This window comes from Arthrobacter sp. D1-29 (genome assembly GCF_054130585.1).
The window spans coordinates 901,052-920,965 of sequence record NZ_CP096383.1 but is presented as its reverse complement, the minus strand read 5'-3'; the positions used below and the strand labels follow the sequence as shown (position 1 = coordinate 920,965).

Annotated in this window: 19 protein-coding genes; 7 read left to right on the top strand and 12 right to left on the bottom strand. The window is 64.0% G+C overall.

Translation table 11 applies throughout. The features are described 5' to 3' along the window. The first annotated feature begins 82 nt into the window (after positions 1–82). The gene (glgP, locus tag M1E17_RS04395; RefSeq protein WP_457965712.1) at positions 83–2,701 is read left to right on the top strand and encodes an alpha-glucan family phosphorylase; all 2,619 of its coding nucleotides are present in this window, start codon (positions 83–85) and stop codon (positions 2,699–2,701) included. A gap of 96 nt (positions 2,702–2,797) precedes the next feature. Here glgP and M1E17_RS04390 read toward each other — a convergent pair whose 3' ends face one another. Together M1E17_RS04390 and glgX are read right to left on the bottom strand one after the other, a co-directional pair. After that, positions 2,798–3,154 carry a barstar family protein gene (locus tag M1E17_RS04390; RefSeq protein ID WP_457965711.1) on the bottom strand — a complete coding sequence of 119 codons (357 nt, stop codon included), beginning with the start codon at positions 3,152–3,154 and terminating at the stop codon, positions 2,798–2,800. A 24-nt stretch (positions 3,155–3,178) separates the two neighbouring features. Continuing rightward, entirely contained in the window at positions 3,179–5,293 is a 2,115-nt protein-coding gene (gene glgX / locus M1E17_RS04385) for a glycogen debranching protein GlgX (RefSeq protein ID WP_457965710.1), read from the bottom strand. 129 nt (positions 5,294–5,422) lie between these two features. On the opposite strand from glgX, the gene M1E17_RS04380 reads away from it, so the two are divergent. Next, complete coding sequence (locus tag M1E17_RS04380) at positions 5,423–6,232, top strand: carbon-nitrogen hydrolase family protein (protein WP_457965709.1); 810 nt, start codon at positions 5,423–5,425, stop codon at positions 6,230–6,232. Between the two features lie 29 nt (positions 6,233–6,261). On the opposite strand, the gene rlmB is transcribed toward M1E17_RS04380, so the two are convergent. The 5 genes from rlmB to M1E17_RS04355 all read right to left on the bottom strand — a co-directional run bounded on the left by rlmB (position 6,262) and on the right by M1E17_RS04355 (position 10,741). Further along, positions 6,262–7,251 carry a 23S rRNA (guanosine(2251)-2'-O)-methyltransferase RlmB gene (gene rlmB / locus M1E17_RS04375; RefSeq protein ID WP_267277798.1) on the bottom strand — a complete coding sequence of 330 codons (990 nt, stop codon included), beginning with the start codon at positions 7,249–7,251 and terminating at the stop codon, positions 6,262–6,264. Between the two features lie 69 nt (positions 7,252–7,320). After that, positions 7,321–8,787 (bottom strand): cysteine--tRNA ligase, encoded by a 1,467-nt coding sequence (cysS, locus tag M1E17_RS04370; protein ID WP_457965708.1) that lies wholly within the window; start codon positions 8,785–8,787, stop codon positions 7,321–7,323. A gap of 76 nt (positions 8,788–8,863) precedes the next feature. Further along, positions 8,864–9,346, bottom strand: coding sequence for a 2-C-methyl-D-erythritol 2,4-cyclodiphosphate synthase (gene ispF / locus M1E17_RS04365; RefSeq protein ID WP_457967564.1), 483 nt, complete (start codon positions 9,344–9,346; stop codon positions 8,864–8,866). A 17-nt stretch (positions 9,347–9,363) separates the two neighbouring features. Then, on the bottom strand, positions 9,364–10,146 hold the full coding sequence (gene ispD / locus M1E17_RS04360) for a 2-C-methyl-D-erythritol 4-phosphate cytidylyltransferase (protein WP_457965706.1): 783 nt from the start codon (positions 10,144–10,146) through the stop codon (positions 9,364–9,366). A gap of 112 nt (positions 10,147–10,258) precedes the next feature. Next, complete coding sequence (locus tag M1E17_RS04355) at positions 10,259–10,741, bottom strand: CarD family transcriptional regulator (RefSeq protein WP_026266570.1); 483 nt, start codon at positions 10,739–10,741, stop codon at positions 10,259–10,261. Positions 10,742–10,997: 256 nt separating this feature from the next. On the opposite strand from M1E17_RS04355, the gene M1E17_RS04350 reads away from it, so the two are divergent. Next, entirely contained in the window at positions 10,998–11,558 is a 561-nt protein-coding gene (locus M1E17_RS04350) for a hypothetical protein (RefSeq protein WP_457965704.1), read from the top strand. A gap of 117 nt (positions 11,559–11,675) precedes the next feature. Here M1E17_RS04350 and M1E17_RS04345 read toward each other — a convergent pair whose 3' ends face one another. Further along, positions 11,676–12,356, bottom strand: coding sequence for a response regulator transcription factor (locus M1E17_RS04345; protein ID WP_267277794.1), 681 nt, complete (start codon positions 12,354–12,356; stop codon positions 11,676–11,678). Continuing rightward, positions 12,353–13,648 (bottom strand): sensor histidine kinase, encoded by a 1,296-nt coding sequence (locus M1E17_RS04340; RefSeq protein ID WP_457967563.1) that lies wholly within the window; start codon positions 13,646–13,648, stop codon positions 12,353–12,355. The genes M1E17_RS04345 and M1E17_RS04340 overlap by 4 nt, the downstream gene beginning before the upstream one ends. A 200-nt stretch (positions 13,649–13,848) precedes the next feature. On the opposite strand from M1E17_RS04340, the gene phoU reads away from it, so the two are divergent. Continuing rightward, entirely contained in the window at positions 13,849–14,511 is a 663-nt protein-coding gene (phoU, locus tag M1E17_RS04335) for a phosphate signaling complex protein PhoU (protein WP_457965702.1), read from the top strand. A 164-nt stretch (positions 14,512–14,675) separates the two neighbouring features. Here phoU and M1E17_RS04330 read toward each other — a convergent pair whose 3' ends face one another. After that, a complete protein-coding gene (locus M1E17_RS04330) occupies positions 14,676–15,422 on the bottom strand; it encodes a phosphoglyceromutase (RefSeq protein ID WP_457965701.1) in 747 nt (248 codons plus the stop codon). 156 nt (positions 15,423–15,578) lie between these two features. Here M1E17_RS04330 and M1E17_RS04325 point away from each other — a divergent pair, with 156 nt between their 5' ends. Next, positions 15,579–16,424 (top strand): class I SAM-dependent methyltransferase, encoded by an 846-nt coding sequence (locus M1E17_RS04325; RefSeq protein WP_457965700.1) that lies wholly within the window; start codon positions 15,579–15,581, stop codon positions 16,422–16,424. A gap of 6 nt (positions 16,425–16,430) precedes the next feature. Here the strand turns inward: M1E17_RS04325 and M1E17_RS04320 are convergent, their stop codons facing one another. Both M1E17_RS04320 and M1E17_RS04315 read right to left on the bottom strand, forming a co-directional pair. Beyond that, complete coding sequence (locus tag M1E17_RS04320) at positions 16,431–16,781, bottom strand: DUF2516 family protein (RefSeq protein ID WP_457965699.1); 351 nt, start codon at positions 16,779–16,781, stop codon at positions 16,431–16,433. Positions 16,782–16,790: 9 nt separating this feature from the next. Then, positions 16,791–17,981, bottom strand: coding sequence for a trans-sulfuration enzyme family protein (locus M1E17_RS04315; protein ID WP_457965698.1), 1,191 nt, complete (start codon positions 17,979–17,981; stop codon positions 16,791–16,793). A 125-nt stretch (positions 17,982–18,106) separates the two neighbouring features. On the opposite strand from M1E17_RS04315, the gene tmk reads away from it, so the two are divergent. Continuing rightward, positions 18,107–18,763 carry a dTMP kinase gene (gene tmk / locus M1E17_RS04310; RefSeq protein WP_457965697.1) on the top strand — a complete coding sequence of 219 codons (657 nt, stop codon included), beginning with the start codon at positions 18,107–18,109 and terminating at the stop codon, positions 18,761–18,763. Beyond that, positions 18,760–19,902 (top strand): DNA polymerase III subunit delta', encoded by a 1,143-nt coding sequence (locus M1E17_RS04305; protein ID WP_457965695.1) that lies wholly within the window; start codon positions 18,760–18,762, stop codon positions 19,900–19,902. Before tmk ends, M1E17_RS04305 begins: the two co-directional genes overlap by 4 nt. Positions 19,903–19,914 lie beyond the last annotated feature (12 nt).

Sequence of the window (19,914 nt, the reverse complement as noted above, 5' to 3'; positions counted from 1 at the left end):
TTTCCCCGGCGTTATCTGTCATTTACCTAAAAGAAAGCCAAACCGGTTCCAGCCGCCCATGTTGTCGGTTAGTGTGGCGCAGGTGAAGGCAATCCGCAGATTTACCGTTCGAACTGTTCTCCCTGAACCGATCAGGCCGCTGGCCCGGTTGGCCACCAACCTCCGCTGGTCCTGGCACCGGCCAACCCGCGAGCTTTTCGCCGGATTGAACGCCCGGGTCTGGGAGGAAAGCGGGCAGGATCCGGTGAGCTTCCTCGGGCTGGTGAGCCGCGAGGAGTTCCAGAGCCTCGCAGCAAACCAGTCTGTGGTAGAGCGGATCCGGGCTGCCGAGGCGGACCTTGACAGGTACCTTGAGGAGCCCCGCTGGTATCAGACGCTGGGTGAGGACGCTCCGTCTTCCATTGCATATTTCTCGCCGGAGTTCGGTATCACCGAGGTGCTTCCGCAGTACTCCGGCGGCCTGGGCATCCTCGCCGGTGACCACCTGAAAGCTGCTTCCGACCTCGGCGTGCCGTTGGTGGGCGTTGGCCTGCTGTACCAGGCCGGTTACTTCAAGCAGTCACTGTCACGGGACGCCTGGCAGCAGGAGACCTACCCCGTGCTGGATCCGGACGGCCTGCCGCTGACGCTGCTCCGCGAACCGTCAGCCGACGGCAACGGCCGCCCTCTCCAGATTTCGCTGCCGCTGCCCAACGGGCGCCGGCTGCTGGCGCATATCTGGCGTGCCGACGTCGGACGTGTTCCGCTGCTGCTTTTGGACTCCAACGTTCCGGGCAACGACGACGCCGCCCGCGGCATCACCGACCGCCTCTACGGTGGCGGCGGGGACCACCGGCTGCAGCAGGAGCTGCTCCTGGGAATGGGCGGGGTGAAGGCGCTCCGCCTCTACCAGCGGCTCACCGGACGCGCTGCGCCGGAGGTGTTCCACACCAACGAGGGCCACGCCGGCTTCCTGGGGATCGAACGTATCCAGGAGCTGATGTCCGGGGAGCAGGCGCTCAGCTTCGATGAGGCGCTTGCCGCGGGCAGGGCCTCCACCGTTTTCACCACCCACACACCTGTGCCGGCGGGCATTGACCGGTTCGAGGTTTCCCAGATCCAGCACTTCTTCCAGGCCGGGCTCGCGCCGGCGGTGCCTGTGGACAGGATCCTGGAGCTGGGCCGGGAGAACTACGCGGACGGAAACCCATCCGTCTTTAACATGGCGGTGATGGGGCTCCGGCTGGCCCAGCGGGCCAACGGCGTTGCCAAGCTTCACGGTGAAGTATCCCGGGGCATGTTCTCGGCCCTCTGGCCGGGCTTTGACCACTCCGAGGTGCCCATCACGTCGGTCACCAACGGCGTGCACGTTCCCACCTGGGTGGACGGACGTATTTCCAAGCTCGCCAGGGAGCAGTTCGGCACTGAAGCTGAAGCCATGGGCCGCTGGGACCTTGCATATAACGTGAGCGACGCCGACGTGTGGGCTTTGCGGCGTGAGATGCGGACAGCCCTCGTTGAGGATGTACGCCGCCGTCTCCGTGCCGCCTGGAAGAAACGCGGCGCCGCAGACGCCGAGCTGGGCTGGACGGACAGCGTGCTGGACCCGGATGTCCTGACCATCGGCTTTGCCCGCCGAGTTCCGACGTACAAGCGCCTCACCCTGATGCTGCGCGAGCCCGCACGGCTCAAGGCACTCCTGCTGCACAAGGAACATCCCATCCAGCTGGTGATTGCCGGCAAGTCCCACCCTGCCGATGATGCGGGCAAGAAAATGATCCAGGACCTGGTCCTCTTCGCCGATGACCCCGAAGTGCGGCACCGGATCGCCTTCCTGCCCAACTACGACATCGCGATGGCCAGGACCCTGTTCCCCGGCTGCGACGTCTGGCTGAACAACCCGCTGCGGCCGCTGGAAGCCTGCGGAACGTCAGGGATGAAGGCCGCCATCAACGGTTCGCTGAACCTGTCCGTCCTGGACGGCTGGTGGGACGAGATGTACGACGGCGAGAACGGCTGGGCGATCCCTACGGCCAACAATGACGCGTCCCCTGAGGAACGGGACGACATCGAGGCAGCAGCCCTCTACGAGCTGCTGGAATCCGAGGTTGCCCCGCGCTTCTACGGCAGCACAGTTTCCGAAGAGGCGGGGGCCGCTGGGCCCTCCACGTCGGAGATGGAAAAGGTTCCCACGCACTGGGTTTCGATGATCAAGCACACCCTCTCGCACCTGGGCCCGGCGGTTTCAGCGGAGCGGATGCTGCACGACTACGTCAACATCCTGTACCGTCCGGCGGCGGAGGCAGGCCGCGCGGCGGTGGCAGATTCGTATGCCCAGTCGCGCACCTTGGCGGCCTGGATCGCGAAGGTACGGTCCGCATGGCCCCTGCTCCACGTGGAGCACGTGGACTCCGTCGGTGTATCCGAGGATCCTCAGATCGGTGACACGCTGCAGGTCAACGCCTACGTGGCACTTCACAGCCTGACGCCGGACGACGTCGCGGTTGAAGTTGCCTACGGCCGCGCTGAGGAAAGCGACACCCTGACTGACATCACCGTGATGGAACTGAAGCCGCAGGAAGACCTCGGAAACGGACGCCACCTTTTCACCGGTTCCCTGGTGATAGACCGTTCGGGTTCCTTCGGCTACACGGTGCGGGTGCTGCCCCGGCACGAGGCCCTCGCCTCGAAGGCCGAGCTCGGGCTGATCGTCAACGCCTAACTTCGTGCCTGCCTGAAGCCCGGTCCTGCCTCAAGCAGGACCGGGCTTTCAGCGTTCTGGGCTTAAGGCGCGACAGCGCTCAAAACAGGACAGCGCCTACAGCAGGACAGCGGTAACGGCGAGCTGGCCGCCGGCGTAGCTCTCGGCGTCCTGGAGAATCTCGCAGATGATGCCGAAGGACCTGTCGCCACGAAACGGTGCGGCGACCTGCCAGAGGACCGTAACCGATGCATGTCCGTTCTCACTGATGCTGTCGGCGAAGTCGTGCAGGGAATCGTTGAGGGCGTCCAGATCCACGCCGTAGTGTTCGGGGAAGTCCAGGACCTCGCCGAACACCTCCAGGACTGCCTTCTTGTGGTCCGCCGGCGGGACAACGAGGCTGCGGCGCCCGGCGTCTGCGACCATCTCCTGCAGCTCTTCGATGGACCAGGTGTCTGCGGAGTAGATCTTCATCGGTGTTGCCTTCTGCCTGTGATCCTAGGTGCGGTAGATGTTGATGGAGTTGGCCTGGACCAGGTCGGATTCCCCGGAGGCCACCCGGCTGCCCTGGCGGAGCTCATGCAGCGGTGAAGTGGTCAGCCTGAGCTCAAACATGCGCCGCGGTGATCCGTCGTCGTTGGTGAGTTGCGGCAGGGTGATCTTGACGTCGGTGTTTCCGCCGTTAACCACCGCGAGACCGGCGAGGGTGCCGTCGTCGGACCCGAGCAGGAGCTGCATGACCCGGCGGTGCGGATCGTTCCAGTGCTCCATGGACATTGGTGCGCCCGACTCGTCGAACCAGTAGAGGTAGGACTGCTCGTCGCGGACCGGGAAATCGTGTGGCTGGTTGGCCATAAAGTCCTTCCGGAGCCGGATGAACCTTTTGGTGCTGCGCAGCATTTCGTGCGATTCCGGAGTCCGGGTCCAGTCCAGCCACGTGATGGGGTTGTCCTGGCAGTAGGCGTTGTTGTTGCCCTGCTGGGTACGGGCCAGTTCATCGCCCGCGGTGATCATAGGGATGCCCAGGGAAATCATCAGGCAGACCATCAGGTTCCGGCGGGACTGGGCGCGCTGCGCCAGGATTGCCTCGTCCTCGGTCCGGCCTTCGAAGCCATGGTTGTAGCTGCGGTTGTCGCCGTGGCCGTCCCGGTTCTGCTCGCCGTTTGCTTCATTGTGCTTACGGTCATAGGACACAAGGTCACTGAGGGTGAAACCGTCGTGCGCTGTGACGAGGTTGACCGAAGCCAGTCGCGACCGGCCCGATCCTTCAAAGAGTCCTGCCGAGCCGGATAGCGCGTCCGCCAGCCTGGACACCGACCCGCCCTGGCCTCCGGCCTCAATGGCAGCGCGGTCCGCGAGCCAGAATGAGCGCACAGCATCCCGGAAGTGATCGTTCCAGTCCACCCAGCCACCGGGGAAGCGTCCGGTCTGCCACCCCCCGTAACCAACGTCCCAGGGCTCGGCAATGAGCTTCACATCGGACAGGACGGGGTCGGCGGCGATGGCCACCAGGAAGGGGTGCCGCGGATCGAATTCGTTGGCTGCGTTACGGCACAGGGTCACGGCGAGATCGAAACGGAAGCCGTCAATATGGAACTCATCCACCCAGTACCTGAGGGAATCCAGGACAAGCTGCACGACCCGCGGTTCCCCGAAGTTCAGGCTGTTGCCGCAGCCGGTGGTGTCGATGTACCTGCCGTGGCCGTCAGTGCGGTAATACTTGTCTTCGCCGAGCCCCCGGAAGCTGAGCGTCTTCCCATCGGGGCCGCCCTCCGCGGTGTGGTTGTAGACAACGTCAAGGATCACTTCCAGGCCGGCCGCATGAAGCAGCTTGACCATGCCCTTGAATTCATCCTGGATGGCCTGTGGTCCGGCTTCCTGCGCGGCCCGGGTGGCGTAGCCGGGATGGGGTGCAAAAAAAGCGGCGGTGTTGTAGCCCCAGTAGTTGGTCATGCCGAGGTTCTGCAGGTGCGGCTCATCCAGGTGGAAGTGCACGGGGAGCAGCTGGACGGACGTGATTCCAAGGCTGGTGAGGTGTTCGATGATCGCCGGATGAGCCATGCCGGCGTATGTTCCGCGCAGTTCCTCGGGGACGTCAGGGTGCAGCATGCTCTGGCCGCGGACATGGGCCTCGTAAATGATGGTGTTGCGCCAGTGCACGCGCGGCCGGTGGTCGTTGCCCCAGTCAAAGTGGTTGGCCATCCTGACGTTGGTCAGGAATCCCTCGCGCTCGTCCACAGCGCGCCCATAGGGATCCAGCAGCAGCGGCTGGCCGCCGTCGTCATCCAGGTCCAGGGTGGGCACGGAAAGTGGCAGGGATGCCTCTTTGGCAGTGGCCCGGAAACCGTAACGGGATCCGTACGGAAAGTCCTCAACGATCCCATGGTGCACGCCGTGGGTGACGTTCGGAAGCGTTTTCAGCTGCCACTCGCCGCCGGGCGCCTTGTAGGCGATCTCCAGGTTTTCTACACCCGGGGCGTAGACAGCGACGTTCGCCCGGGACTGCGAATGATGCTCCGCACCGGAGGAAGCTGGGCGCGGAACAGTCACACCTAAAGGAAGCGCGGCGGAGGCGTCCATGGTGGAAGCAGTATCAAAGAGCGGCATGACCATCCCCTAAATATTAGCCGCCGCGCGCAAATCGCCAGTTTTCCCCGCTGGTTGTGAAGCTGTGCTGACGCCGCCGACGGCATCGCCCGGCGGCATTGCATACTGGAAGGACGCGTCTTATGGGAGGTAATTATGCGGGTTGCACTTGCCCAGATCATCACCGGCCGGGAGCTTGGCAAAAACCTGGCCCTTGTGGAGGAGTACGCCCACAAGGCCAAGGCCGGCGGAGCGGAAATGGTGGTGTTCCCCGAGGCCACCATGCGGGCCTTCGGGAACTCCTTGCTGGATATCGCCGAACCCGTGGACGGGCCCTGGGCGACGCACGTGCGCGGCATCGCCCAATCGCTCGGCCTGGTGATCGTGGCCGGCATGTTCACGCCGGGCTCGGCCTCCGGCGGCGGCCGCGGGAAGGTGCGCAACACCCTCCTGGCCACCGGACCCGGCGTGGACGCCAGCTACGACAAAGTGCACCTCTTTGACGCGTTTGGCTTTCTTGAATCGGACACCGTGGAGCCCGGAACAGGCCCCGTAACCTTCGATGCCGGTGGCCTCACCTTTGGCCTGGCCACCTGTTACGACATCCGCTTTCCGGCATTGTTCACCGCCAACGCCGAGCGGGGTGCCGAAGTCAACATCCTCTGCGCCTCCTGGGGCGCCGGTCCAGGCAAGGTGGAGCAGTGGCGGCTGCTCTCCCGGGCGCGTGCACTGGATTCCACCACCTACGTCCTGGCGTGCGGGCAGGGCGATCCCGCCGCGCAGGGCATCGAGACTAAGGGCACCGCGCCCACCGGGGTAGGACACTCTGCCGTCATCTCCCCGTTTGGAGAGGTCCTGGCCGAAATCGACGGCGCCCCGGACCTGCTCTTCGCGGACCTCGACCCCGCCGTGGTCAAGGACGCCCGGCAAAAGCTCCCCGTCCTGGCCAACCGCAGGGACTTCTGAGGCGACAGCAGGAGTGCCTAGCGGCGTGACTACTTGGTGGCGCGCTGCCTGGAAACTTCGTAGAGCGAGATCCCCACGGCCATGGATGCGTTCAGGGATTCCATGGCCGAATCGATCGGGATCGAAACGATCTGGTCGCAGTTTTCGCGGACCAGACGGCTCAGGCCCTTGCCCTCGGATCCGACCACAATGCAGACAGGCTCAGTGGCGAGGGTCAGGTCCGGCAGGGAGACGTCGCCGTCACCATCCAGTCCCAGGACAAAGATGCCCATGTTCTTGAACTGCTTCAGGGCGCTGTTCAGGTTTGCTGCACGGGCCACCGGAACACGCACGGCAGCGCCGGCGCTGGTCTTCCAGGCAGAAGCCGTGACACCAACTGAGCGTCGCTCGGGGACAATAACGCCGTGGCCGCTGAAAGCTGAGACTGAGCGGATGATGGCACCCAGGTTGCGTGGATCGGTGATGCCGTCCAGGGCAACGAACAGCGGGGCGTTGGCCACGTGGCCCTTCTTCCACCGTTCCACGGTTTCCACGGCAAGATCGTAGGCATCCTGGTACTCGTACGGCGGAATCTGAAGCACCAGGCCCTGGTGAACGGCGTCGTCGGTCATCCTGTCCAGCTCCGGCTTGCCCGTTTCAAGAAGCGGGATGCCGCGTTCTGCCGCTATCTTCAGGGACTCCTTGACGCGGTCATCCATCTCGATCCGGATGGCAATGTGCAGAGCCTTCGCCGGGATCCCCGCCCGCAGCGCTTCAACCACCGAGTTACGGCCGGTGACAACTTCCTCGGTGGCCCGCCCCTTGGGTCCGGAGCGGGCTGCACCGGCGCTTCGGGCGCCGGTTCCGCGCTTGGCTGCTGACCTCTCAGCCAGCTGCTTGCTCTTGTGCGCTTTGTGGTACGGGCGATCTTCCGCCTTGGGCGTGGGGCCCTTGCCCTCCAGGGACTTGCGGCCATGGCCACCGGTTCCGATGGTAGGCCCCTTCTTTGCTTTGACCGACCGGCGACCGTTGTTGGCCATGAGAGTTCCACCCTTGATTGTTTGACTGAGTCTGCATACCAGTCTACTGAATCAAGTAAAATCGCCGGTTCAGTCCCGCTGCAGGCTCCAGGTGGCACCGTCCGGGCCATCTTCGACGACGACGCCGGCGGCCTTGAGCGCGTCGCGGATGGCATCCGAAGCAGCCCAGTCCTTGTTGGCACGCGCTTGGGCCCGGGCAGCGAGCTGACTATCCACCAGGACCTGCAGCGCCGCCTGTTCCTTTCCGCCCGCTGCGGTCGGCTGGGTGGCAGCATTCAGCCCCAGGACCCGGGTCATAAGAATGACCACGTGCCTGGCATTCCGTGCGCCCTCATCGTCCCCGGCGGCAAGCGCTGTGTTTCCGGCACGGACTGTGTCATGGAGGGCACCCAGTGCCCGCGGAACATTCAGGTCATCATCCATCGCCGCCGTAAAGGCATCCATTGTCTCCTTGGACGCGCCAAAGGCTCCGGCCACAAAACCGAAGCCCGGGCCGAACCGTTCCCTGGCCTTGTTCAGGAATCCGTCGATGCGGTCCACTGCTGCCGCCGCTTCCTGCAGCGAAGTTGGCCTGTAGTCCAGCACGGACCGGTAGTGTGCCTGGCCGAGGTAGTACCGGACAACGCGTGAGGGAGCGAGCTCCAGCATTTCAGCAGGGCTGACGGTGTTGCCGATCGACTTGGACATCTTTTCGCCCTGGTACGTGACCATGCCGTTGTGCATCCAGAAGTTGGCGAAACCGTGGCCCGCTGCCTGGGATTGTGCCATCTCATTTTCGTGGTGCGGGAAGCGCAGGTCCAGGCCGCCGCCATGGATATCAAACTCAGTACCAAGGTACTTGGTTACCATGGCGGAGCACTCCAGGTGCCAGCCGGGGCGTCCGGCGCCCCAAGGTGAAGCCCAACTCGCGGTGAGCGGTTCCCCCTCCTTGTGGCCCTTCCATAACGCGAAGTCCCGGGGATCCTTCTTGCCCCGCGGGTCAGCATCCGGCGCGCCCTGCATATCGTCGATGTTCTGCCGGGTGAGGGCCCCGTATTTGCTCCAGGACCGCACGTCGAAATAGACGTCTCCCGAGCCATCCAGGGCCGGGTAGGCATGGCCTCTTTCGATCAGTTGCTGGATGAGTGCATGCATCTCGGGGATGTGGCCGGTGGCGCGGGGCTCGTAGGTGGGCCGGGAAACACCCAGAGTGTCGTAGGCCTTGAGGAATTCCTGCTCGTAGCGGTAGGCAAGCGCCCACCACTCTTCCTCAGGGACCGCCCCCGGCTCAGGCCGGAAGTCAGCGGCGAAGGACTCAGCCGACTTGGCAAGGATCTTGTCATCAATGTCCGTGACGTTCCGTACCACGGTGACACGGTACCCACGGAACTGAAGCCAGCGGGTCAGCTGGTCAAAGGCAATGGCTGACCGGATATGCCCCACGTGCGGCATGCCCTGCACTGTGGCTCCGCAGTAATACAGGCTCGCCTTGCCCGGGACGAGGGGGACGAAGTCACGGACTTCGGCGGATGCTGTGTCGTAAAATCGCAGGGTCACCGCTCCAGATTAGCCGAAAGGGAGCAGGGCGCTCCGTTCCGGGGAGCATTCACCGGGCCAACGCCCCTATCCCCCGCTACTTCGGGTACACCAAGGCAGTGGCGACGGCGGAAATGCCCTCCCCCCGGCCTGCGAATCCCAGGCCGTCGCTGGTGGTGGCCGTAACGCTGACGGGCGCACCTGCTGCCTCACTGAGTACGCCCTGCGATTCCTGCCTGCGGGGTCCGAACTTTGGCCGGTTGGCTACGAACTGAACCGCAACATTGCCGATCTCAAAGCCCGCGCCGCGGACAATCCTCGCCGCCTCCGCGAGAAGCGTTACTCCTGAGGCGCCGGCAAACTCAGGCCGGTCTGTGCCGAAGTGGGTTCCCAGGTCTCCGATGCCTGCGGCGGAAAACAGCGCGTCCGCGGCAGCGTGGGCCACCGGATCGCCGTCGGAGTGTCCCGCCAGTCCGCGCTCGCCCTCCCAGAAGAGACCACCCAGCCAGAGCGGGCGCGGCTCCTCAGCGGAAGAGTACGCGTGCACATCCAGGCCGATGCCGGTGCGCGGAAGGATCATTCTGTCTGCAGCCACGACTAGCCTTCCACCCAGCGGACCCCGAGCGGGCCTTCCAGGAGCCCTTCAGCAATGATCAGGTCCAGGGGTGTGGTGATCTTGAGCGACTGGGTGGAGCCGTGGACGGCATGGACGGGAACGCCAAGAAGTTCCACCAGCATGGCATCATCCGTGACAGCTGCAGCCTGCTGGTCCTTAAGATTCAACGCCGCTTCGTGGGCTTTGACCAGCGTGGGGAGGTGGAATCCCTGGGGGGTCTGGACCGCCCGCAGACTCTCCCGCGGAGCCGTGCCGGTGACTATCTCCGGCGCGATTCTGCCATTCTCGCCCGTGGTGGGCGCCACTGTCTTGACCGTGTCCACCACCGGGACCGCGGGGATGACGGCAAGGGCGCCGGCGGCCAATGAGTCAACCACACGGTGAAATACATACTCAGGCGTCAGTGCCCGGGCTGCATCGTGGACAAGTACCGCCTCTGTCCCCGTTTCCACCGCCGCAAGCGCGAAGCGGACGGAGTCTGACCTGGTGGCTCCGCCATCAACCACCGTCAGGACTGGGCCGCCGTCGACAAGCTCCAGCCTGAAATCGTCCACGAGCTGCTTCAGCGCGTCATGGCCTGCGGGCAGCGCGATGCACACCTGGCTTGCCACCCCAGAGGCCACCACACCGCGCAGGGCGTGGAGGAGGATGGGTTCGTCGCCGAGCGGGACGGCGGCCTTGGGCATGCCGTGACCCAGCCTTTCGCCGGAACCGGCGGCCACGACGATGACGGCGGTGAGGGGGCGGGGCGGATCGCTACTCATGCGGTCTAGCCTACGTCCCAGGAACTGCCATGAACCCCTACCGGCCCGGCGGCGCCTGGTTTTGGGCAAAAAGAAACCCCGGAGGCGCTTTCGCACCCCCGGGGATCAATTCTTAGGAAGCCAGGACCTCGTCGAGAACGCTTGCAGCCTTCTCTTCGTCGGTCTTTTCAGCCAGCGCCAATTCTGAAATCAGAATCTGCCGGGCCTTGGCCAGCATTCGCTTCTCACCTGCGGAAAGGCCCCGATCGTGATCACGGCGCCAAAGGTCACGAACGACCTCTGCTACCTTGATGACGTCACCGGAAGCAAGTTTCTCCAGATTTGCCTTATACCTGCGTGACCAGTTGGTGGGCTCTTCAGTGAACTCAGCCCGCAGCACGTCAAATACGTGCTCCAGGCCTTCCTTGCCCACTACGTCACGAACCCCAACAAGGTCAACGTTCTCTGCTGGAACTTCAATGGTCAGATCACCCTGAGCCACCTTGAGCTTGAGATACATTTTCTCTTCGCCCTTGACAGTGCGCATCTTGATTTCTTCAATTTTTGCTGCACCGTGGTGAGGGTAAACTACTGTCTCGCCGACCTCAAATACCATGTGGACATTCCCCTTTCCCGCAGACCAGTTTATCACGATTCAGGCATATGACTGGCCCATAAAGGGGCCCGCAACCGCATGAATACGCGGAAAATGGGCAGAATCGACCCCCTGGGACCCCTTGACGGATGCAGATAATAGTGCATCGGCCGGGTGCTGCCAAGGGCAATATGACCCGCCCGAATCCTCGTTTGGGCCCGTTTGCCGATAGGCTATGGCCTGAATAATGATCCAAGACTCTCGAGGAGTACGTGACGTGCGTTTCACTGCGACGAACCGGGCCCAGCGCGGCAAACTGGCACTGGCGGCAGCTGCCCTTGGCCTCGGCCTGCTGACTGTGACGGGCTGCGGCTACATCACCCCCCAGCAGACCGCTCAGCAGTACGCCGCTTCCGACGGCATCACCGCGGACCTCGGCCCTCTGCAACTGCGCAACATGCTGATTATCTCGGCGGGAGAAGACAAGCCCGGACGTCTTCTCGGGGCCGTTTACAACTCCTCCTCCAAGGACGTGAAACTCACCGTCAAGGGTGCGGAAGGCTCGCAGACACAGGTGTCCGTGAAAGCCAACGACTACACCCTGCTGAACAATTCCACTGACGAAGCCGTCCTGAGCACCACCGGCGGCATTCCCGGCTCCCTCGTGGACGTCCAAATCAGCGAAGACGGAACCAACGTCAATGAAACGGTAAAGGTGCCCGTCCTGGACGCCACGCTTGCGGAGTACAAAGAGTACCTGCCGGCCGGCAGCGAACCTACGGGAACAGCGTCGCCGACACCGTCGCCGTCGGCCTCTTCCGCAGCCGCAGCCCACTAGTCGCAAGGCCGGCAAGGCCCGGCAGCCGTTGCCAGGCAGGCCGTATCGCACCGCTAAATGTCAAAGGAGGGGCTCCATGGAGCCCCTCCTTTGACATTGCCGCAAGATAGCGAAGGCTTACGGCTCAAACTTGTAGCCGAGGCCCCGAACCGTCACCAGGAACCGGGGCAGGGATGGGTCAGGCTCGATCTTGCTTCGCAGCCTTTTGACATGGACGTCCAAGGTCTTGGTATCGCCCACATAATCAGAGCCCCAGACCCGGTCGATCAGCTGGCCCCGCGTGAGTACACGGCCGGAATTGCGAAGAAGCATCTCCAGCAGCTCAAATTCCTTCAGCGGCAGGAGCACCTGCTCCCCGCCAACACTGACGACGTGCCGCTCGATGTCCATCCGGACTGGTCCGGCCTGGACCGTGGAGGAGATCAGTTCTTCGGGCTCGCCTTGCCGGCGCAGCACGGCCCGGACCCTTGCCACCAGTTCACGGGAAGAATACGGCTTGGTGACGTAGTCATCGGCGCCGAGCTCCAGGCCCACCACCTTGTCGATCTCCGAGTCCTTTGCGGTCAGCATTATTACCGGGACGCTGGAGCGCTGCCTCAGCTGGCGGCATACCTCTGTGCCTGACAGGCCCGGAAGCTGCAGGTCCAGGAGCACGAGGTCTGCCCCGTTGCGGTCGAATTCGGTGATGGCGTCCAAGCCGTTGTCCACGACTTCCACCTCGAAACCTTCCTTGCCCAGCAAGTAGGACAACGGGTCGCTGAAGGACTCCTCGTCTTCGACAATCAAAATCCTGCTCAAGCGCTGGCTCCTTGTTCGTTGACATTGCGTTCGTCGGCGTTCTGCTCGGTGACGTGGCGTTCGTTGGCGTTTTGTTCCCGGGCACCGCGGCCCAATGCACCGGTTTCCGTGGCGGCGGATTCCTTGGCGCGCTCCGTTGCACCACGGTCATCCAGCAGGGGCGCCTGCGGTTCTTCGCTCTCCATCTCCGGAAGCCGGAGGGTGAAGGTGGAGCCCTGGCCGGGCTTGGACCACACCGTCACCTCGCCCCCGTGGTTTGAGGCAACGTGCTTGACAATGCTCAGGCCCAGCCCCGTACCGCCGGTGTGCCGCGACCGGGCGGCGTCCACACGGTAAAAACGTTCGAACACCCGCTCCTGGTCCTCCTGCGTGAGCCCAAGTCCCTGATCGGTGACTGAGATGGCAATCAGCCCGTCCTTGGCGCGGACACCGATGCCCACCCGGGTGTTCTCCGGGGAGTACCGGATGGCATTGTCTATGAGGTTCCGCAGGGCCGTAACCAGCAAATCCTGGTCACCATAAACCATGCCTTCGGCCCGTCCGCCAACCACTATCTCAATATTCTTGCTCTCGGCGGGAAGCTGGGAGCGGTCCACGGCTTCGGTGATCACGGCGTTGATGTCCACCGGCCTGCCCTGCTGGGAAACACTGGCACCCTGCAGCCGGGAGAGCTCAATGATGTCCTGGACCAGCGCAGCCAAGCGGCCGGATTCCTTGTGCATGCGCTTGGCGAACCGGCGGACCGCTTCCTCATCGTCTGCGGAGGATTCCAGGGCCTCGGCGAGCAGGGAGATGGCGCCTACGGGTGTCTTGAGTTCATGGGAAACGTTCGCCACGAAATCATTGCGGATCTCCTCCGTCCGGGTGATCTCCGTGCGGTCATCCGCCAGCAATACGATGTATTCCTCACCGAGCATGGCAGCGCGCACCTGCACGATGATGGTGCCCTGACCGAGCGGCCCACGGGGAAGTTCCAGTTTCTTTTCCAGGATGACGCCGTCGCGGCGCACACCTGCCGTCATCTCCAGCAGCTGTTCATGGACCACAGTGTGGCCGCGGACCAGGCCGTAGGCGTACGCTGCTGGACTGGCACGGACCACGCCGTCCACCGCATCCACCACAACGAAAGCCCTGCCGACAACCGCGAGCACCTCGGCAGCACCCGCCGGCAACGCGAGTTCATCGACGTTGATGTCCACAAGCTGGCGCTGTTTTTCGCTGACCCTGAACGCAAGCACGCCGAAAGTGCCGAACGACAGGCCGATGAGGCCGGCGATGACACCAATGAGCATAGGATCCACAGCTCCAGCTTATGCTCTGGAAAATGTCCGTCCCGTGCGTCCGGCGCCATTGTCCCGACGGTTCAGCTAACGTTCATCTTCTAATGCCTAACCGTTTACCGGGCGCTGGCAGAGTTGTACGTTGGAGTGCCGAACGGCGACATGAAGTCCTGCTGCCAGGCCGGCAGGGGTTCCAAAGAAAGGACGCCTACGTGCGTAAGGTTTTTCAGGAAGAGCTGACCCAGGTGGGTGAGCAGCTGGTGGAGATTTCGCGGCTGGTCAGCGAAGCGATCGGCAAGGCCTCAACGTCTTTCCAAGTGGCTGACGTGGACCTTGCCCAGGATGTCATTGCCGCGGACGCCCGGATTGATTTCCTGCAGAACAGCCTGGATGAACGCGCCATCGACATCCTCGCCCTGCAGGGACCGGTTGCCAGTGACCTCCGCATGATCGTTGGATCATTGCGCATGAGCGCCTCCCTGGAACGCATGGGTGACCTCGCCCGGCACATCGCCCAGCTGGCGCGCCTCCGCTTTCCGTCCAATGTGATCCCGGAGTCCATGACGGAGACCTTTAAGAGCTTTGCGGAACTGGACCAGCTCATCGCGGACAAACTGACGATTCTCCTGGAGACCCGGGACCTTGAAGTGGCCCGCGACATCCTGAAGGCGAAAAGTGCCATCAACGATCTCCACTTGAGCGTCTTCAAGGCGATCGCCCACAGCGACTGGCAGGAGTCCCCGGCCACCACCGTTGACGTGGCGCTGGCAAGCCGCTATTTCGAGCGCTTCGCCGACCACGGTGTTTCCGTCGCCCAAAAAGTCACATACCTGGTGACGGGTACTTGGCAGCCGAACGGCACCGAATACAGCTAACCCCTTGGAATTTTTGTCCAGATACGGCGACCAAAACGCCCGTTAGGTCGCCCGATCTGGACAAAAACTCCAGAACGACGACGGACGGTCACCCGGAATTCCCGGGTGACCGTCCGTCGTCGTTCTTTAAATCGTCCTCTAATGAGGGGATGTCAGGCGCAGCCCTACCTCTTGCCCTGGTTGGCCACGGCGAGGATGGCGTCCGCTGCTGCTTCCGGATCAAGGTAGGTGCCGCCGCGGTTGATCGGCTGGAAGTCCTCGTCGAGATCGTAGACCAGCGGGATGCCCGTGGGGATGTTCAGGCTGGCAATGGCGTCGTCGCTGATGCCGTCAAGGTGCTTGACCAGGGCCCGGAGCGAGTTGCCGTGGGCGGTGACCAGGACTGTCTTACCGGCCTTGAGGTCTTCCTTGATGTCCGACTCCCAGTAAGGAAGCAGCCGGACCAGGACATCCTTGAGGCATTCGGTGCGCGGCAGGGCGTCGCCAATGTCCGCATAGCGGGGGTCGCCCACCTGGGAAAACTCGGAGTCATCAGCCAGGGGCGGCGGCGGGGTGTCGTAGGAACGGCGCCACTCCATAAACTGATCCTCGCCGTACTCGGCCAGGGTCTGGGCCTTGTCCTTACCCTGCAGCGCACCATAGTGGCGTTCGTTCAGGCGCCAGTCGCGCTTTACATCGATCCAGCCGCGGTCAGCCCTGTCCAGCGCCAGGTTGGCCGTGTTGATGGCGCGCTTCAGGCGGGACGTGTAGAGGATGTCCGGGAGTACGTCGTGCTCCACCAGAAGCTCACCGCCGCGGACGGCCTCGGTGCGGCCCTGGTCGTTGAGGTCAACGTCCACCCAGCCGGTGAACAGGTTCTTGGCGTTCCATTCGCTGTGGCCGTGGCGCAGCAGAATCAGCTTGTAAGTCATGATTTTCATCCTAGCGGAGGCGCACTGAAGCCCGCCCAGCGTTACACCTCGGGGTCACGTAGCCGCCGTACCAGGGGCCTGCAGCGCCGCGGGCACCCAGGTGCGCCAGGGCCGAGGGATCCAAGTACGGCAGCGCCCAAAGGATAAGGTTGGGCGGTGGTTCAAAAAGCTGAACGGGTGGCAGGCCCGCACGTCTCCGGCAGAAGCAGGCCGGGGAAGCCGGTCGGAAATGTCACCCGTGGCACCACCAGCCCCAACCGGATGAGGCGCCTGGACCGTTGGCTTACTGGCCCGCAGGCCTGGCGGCTGAGGACCGCTGACGACCCACTGGTGGTGGACCTGGGCTACGGCGCCACGCCGGCCACCGCCGTCGAACTCTTCCAGCGACTGGCGGCCGTGCGTCCGGACGTCCGCGTCTGCGGGATCGAGATCGAACCCGAACGTGTCAGGGTGGCGAAAACTTTGGAGAGGCCCGGCCTCGCTTTTATGGTGGGCGGCTTCGAACTGCCGGTGCCCGGTAATCCCGTCCTCGTCCGTGCCTTCAACGTGTTGCGGCAGTATGAGGAAGCGGATGTTGGAGCTATCTGGCGCCTGGTCCAGGGCAGGCTCTCCCCCGGCGGGCTGTTCATTGACGGCACCTGTGACGAGATCGGGCGCCGGGTGGCGTGGATTGCCCTTGATGGGCAGGGGCCCCTGTCGCTGAGCATCTCGATGCGGTTCGGCAGCTTTGTGCTGCCGTCCGAGATTGCCGAAAGGCTCCCCAAGGCACTGATCCACCGTAATGTCCCGGGCGAGCGGATCCACGCCCTGATGCAGGCCATGGACCGGGCGTGGCTGGAATCTGCGCCGCTGGCCTCGTTCGGGAACCGCCAGCGGTGGCATGGGATGTGCAAGGCACTGCTCGACGCCGGGTGGCCGGTTCAGGACGGTCCCGCGCGTTGGCGGCTGGGGGAACTGACGGTGGGCTGGGAAGCCGTGGCCCCGCCGGCCCAGGAGGTTTGAGGTCTCTTACCAGGGCCCGTAGGGTCCGGTGTTGCGGCTTCCGCCGCGCCCGGCATCCTTCACGGCAGGCCTGACATCGGCGAGGTACACGCACGCTGCAACTACCGCTGCCAGCCCAAAGAGGCCAAGGCTTCCAAAAATGCCGCCGCTGCCCAGGAGGGACAGCGCCCCTACAGCCGTGGCTCCGCCGGTGAGTGCAAGCCAGAAAGTCTTGGTCCTTTTGCCGGTGGCTTCAAAAGCGCCGGCTTTGTGCCGGACACAGTCAAACAGAGCCCACAGCTCAAGTCCCAGTGCCACCAGGGCAAGGATAAAAAACACTGCCTGCTCAACAGGCCGAATTATCATTTCACCGTCCACCATCCAAGCCTAGCCGTCCAGCGAGTCCAGCGCCTGTTTCAGATCACCCCAGAGGTCGTCGACATTCTCAATTCCGACGCTGAGCCTTACCAGGTTCTCCGGCACGCTGAGCGGTTCGGCAGTGTGCCGGCGCCGCCGTTCAATAAGGGATTCAACTCCGCCGAGGGAGGTGGCCGGCAGCCACAGCTGCAGGGCGCGGACCAGCTTGTCTGCGGCATCTGGCCCACTGACGCTCCCCACAGGGGCGATCTGGACGCAGATTATTGAGCCAAAGCCGGTCATTTGGGTCTTGGCCCGTTCATGGCCGGGGTCGGTGGACAGCCCCGGGAAGCGGATGGTTTCAATCCACGGATGCGCGCTGAGCCGTTCCGCCAGCACAGCCGCCGACGCCTGAGACCGTTCAATGCGGAGCGCCAGGGTCCTCAGGCCCCGCAACGCGAGCCATGCTTCGAAGGGCCCGGCAATGCCGCCGTGGATGATCCTGTGATGCAGCAACGCATTGCGAATGTCCGGATTCGAGGTCACCAGGGCGCCCAGGACGACGTCGGAGTGGCCCGCCAGGTATTTGGTCACCGAGTGGAGCACGACGTCGGAACCCAGTCCCAGGGGCTGCTGCACCAGCGGGGTTGAAAAGGTGTTGTCCGTGACAACGATGGCCCCGGCCTGATGCGCTGCCTGGGTGAGTCCGCGGATGTCGGCAATGCCCAGCATGGGATTGGTGGGGCTTTCGAGCCACAGCATGCTGGCCGGCCGCGCTTCAGGGCCTGGGGGTGCCAGCAGTTCCTTCACAGCATCGGTATCCGCGATGTCCACGGTCCGGAGCTCCAGGAAGCCCTTCTGTGCCAGCTCCGTAGCCATCACCAGGGACCCGGAGTAGCTGTGCGAGGGCATGACCAGGACACCCCCGGCTGGAATAAGAGACAGGGCGGAGCTCACCGCCGCCAGCCCTGACGCATACAGGAGCCCCGGCAGTTGGGAACCCTCCAGCTGTCCCAAGGCTTCCTCAAAAGGGTCCCAGGTGGGGTTGGAGTACCTGCCGTAACCGCGGTCCCCGTCAGACAGGGGGCCGCTGCCGAAGTAGGTTGAGGACAGCACGATGGGAGGGTTAACCGGCTCATCCCGCTCCCGCGGCGGCCTGCCGGCTGCAACAACCACCGTCTCGGCCGAGAGGGACGCTGTTTGCTGTTGTGAAAGGCTCATGCAGAAAGCGTACTTTGGAGCCTGCTGCCATCCGAAAGGAGTCACCGGGCGGGTGACATGCGGCGTGTAGCCGCCGGTAAGGCCCCCAATGAGTGATTGTCGGAAGGGGTCGGTAGGCTTGTTCAGTGACTAACCAGACCCCCGGACTTTTCATCGCGTTTGAAGGCGGCGACGGCGCCGGCAAGTCCACGCAGGCAGCCCGGCTGGCCGAGGCGCTGGAATCCCGGGGCCTGAAGGTCTTGCGGACGCGCGAGCCGGGGGGAACACCCGTTGGCGAAAAGCTCCGCTCCCTTGTTTTGGACCATGGAAATGGGCACATCGATGCCCACACAGAGGCCCTCATCTTCGCGGCCTCCCGCGCTGCCCACGCCAGCCAGGTCATCCGGCCTGCCTTGGAGCGCGGTGAAATTGTCCTCACGGACCGTTATATCGACTCTTCGGTGGCCTACCAGGGTGCGGGCCGGGACTTGGGCACCGACGCCGTGCGCTCGATCAACGAATGGGCCACCAGCGGGCTGCAGCCTGACCTGACCGTGCTGCTGGATGTGGATCCTGGTGTTGGACGGCGCCGCAGGACGGCAGGGGACGCCGCGGAAGACCGCCTTGAATCCGAGGCCGACGAATTCCACACGCGCATCCGCAACGCCTTCCTCGAGTTGGCGGCCATCCACCCGGACGCCTACCTTGTCCTGCCCGCACATTTGCCTGTTGCCGACCTCGCAGCACAGATCCTGGCCAGGGTTGATGGGCTGCTGGCGTCGACCGGACGTGGTGCAGCGTGAGTGTCTGGGACGATCTCCAAGGCCAGCCGGCCGTCGTCGAACAGCTCCGCCAGGCCTCCCTTGGCGAGGGCCTCACCCACGCATGGCTGTTCACCGGCCCCCCGGGTTCGGGACGTTCCAACGCCGCCAAAGCCTTCGCGGCTGCCCTGAACTGCGACCAGGACGATGTCAGCCTCCGCGGCTGCGGTGAGTGCTCCGCCTGCCACACCACCCTTGGTGAGACTCATTCGGACGTCACCTTTGTCCGCACCGAGAAGGTCACCATCACCATTGACGAAGCCCGCGATCTGGTGTCAACAGCCGGAAACAGGCCCTCGTCCGGACGGTGGCGGATCATCGTGGTGGAGGATGCGGATCGGATGGCTGAACGCACCACCAACGTTCTGCTCAAGGCCATCGAGGAGCCCACGCCGCGCACCATCTGGATGCTTTGTGCGCCGTCGCCGGCGGATGTCCTGGTGACCATCAGGTCACGCTGCCGTGCCGTGGCCCTTCGCCTGCCGCCGGCCGCCGACGTCGCCGCCTTGCTGGTCAAACGGGACGGCGTGGACCCAGCCCTTGCCGAACGGGCAGCCCGGGCTGCCCAGAGCCACGTGGGGATCGCCCGACGCCTGGCGCGGGATCCCGAGGCACGGGAGCGCCGGCTCGAAACAGTGCGGTTCCCGCTGGGGCTGCGCGGCGTCACGGCGGCAGTCATGATGGCGGACAAGCTGGTCAAAATCGCCACCGCCGAGGCCAACAGCTCCAACGAAGAGCGCGACGCTGCGGAGAAGGCCGCGCTCCTGGCCACACTGGGTGCACCGGAATCGGGGACACTGCCACCGTCCATGCGGAGCCAGGTCAGGCAACTCGAAGAGGACCAGAAGCGGCGGGCCAAACGCTCCATCACCGATTCCCTGGACAGGACCCTGACAGATCTGCTGTCCTTCTACCGGGATGTGCTGATTATCCAGCTCGGGAATGCTGTGGAGCTGGTAAACGTTGAGCTGAGGGGTGAACTGGAGGAGTTCGCCGGACGCTCCACGCCCGAAACCACCCTCGCCCGCATGGATGCCGTCAACAAGGCCCGCCAACGCATCACCACCACCAACGTCGCACCGCTGTTGACTATTGAGTCCATGGCAGCCAGCCTGATCTAGCCCTTACCAAGG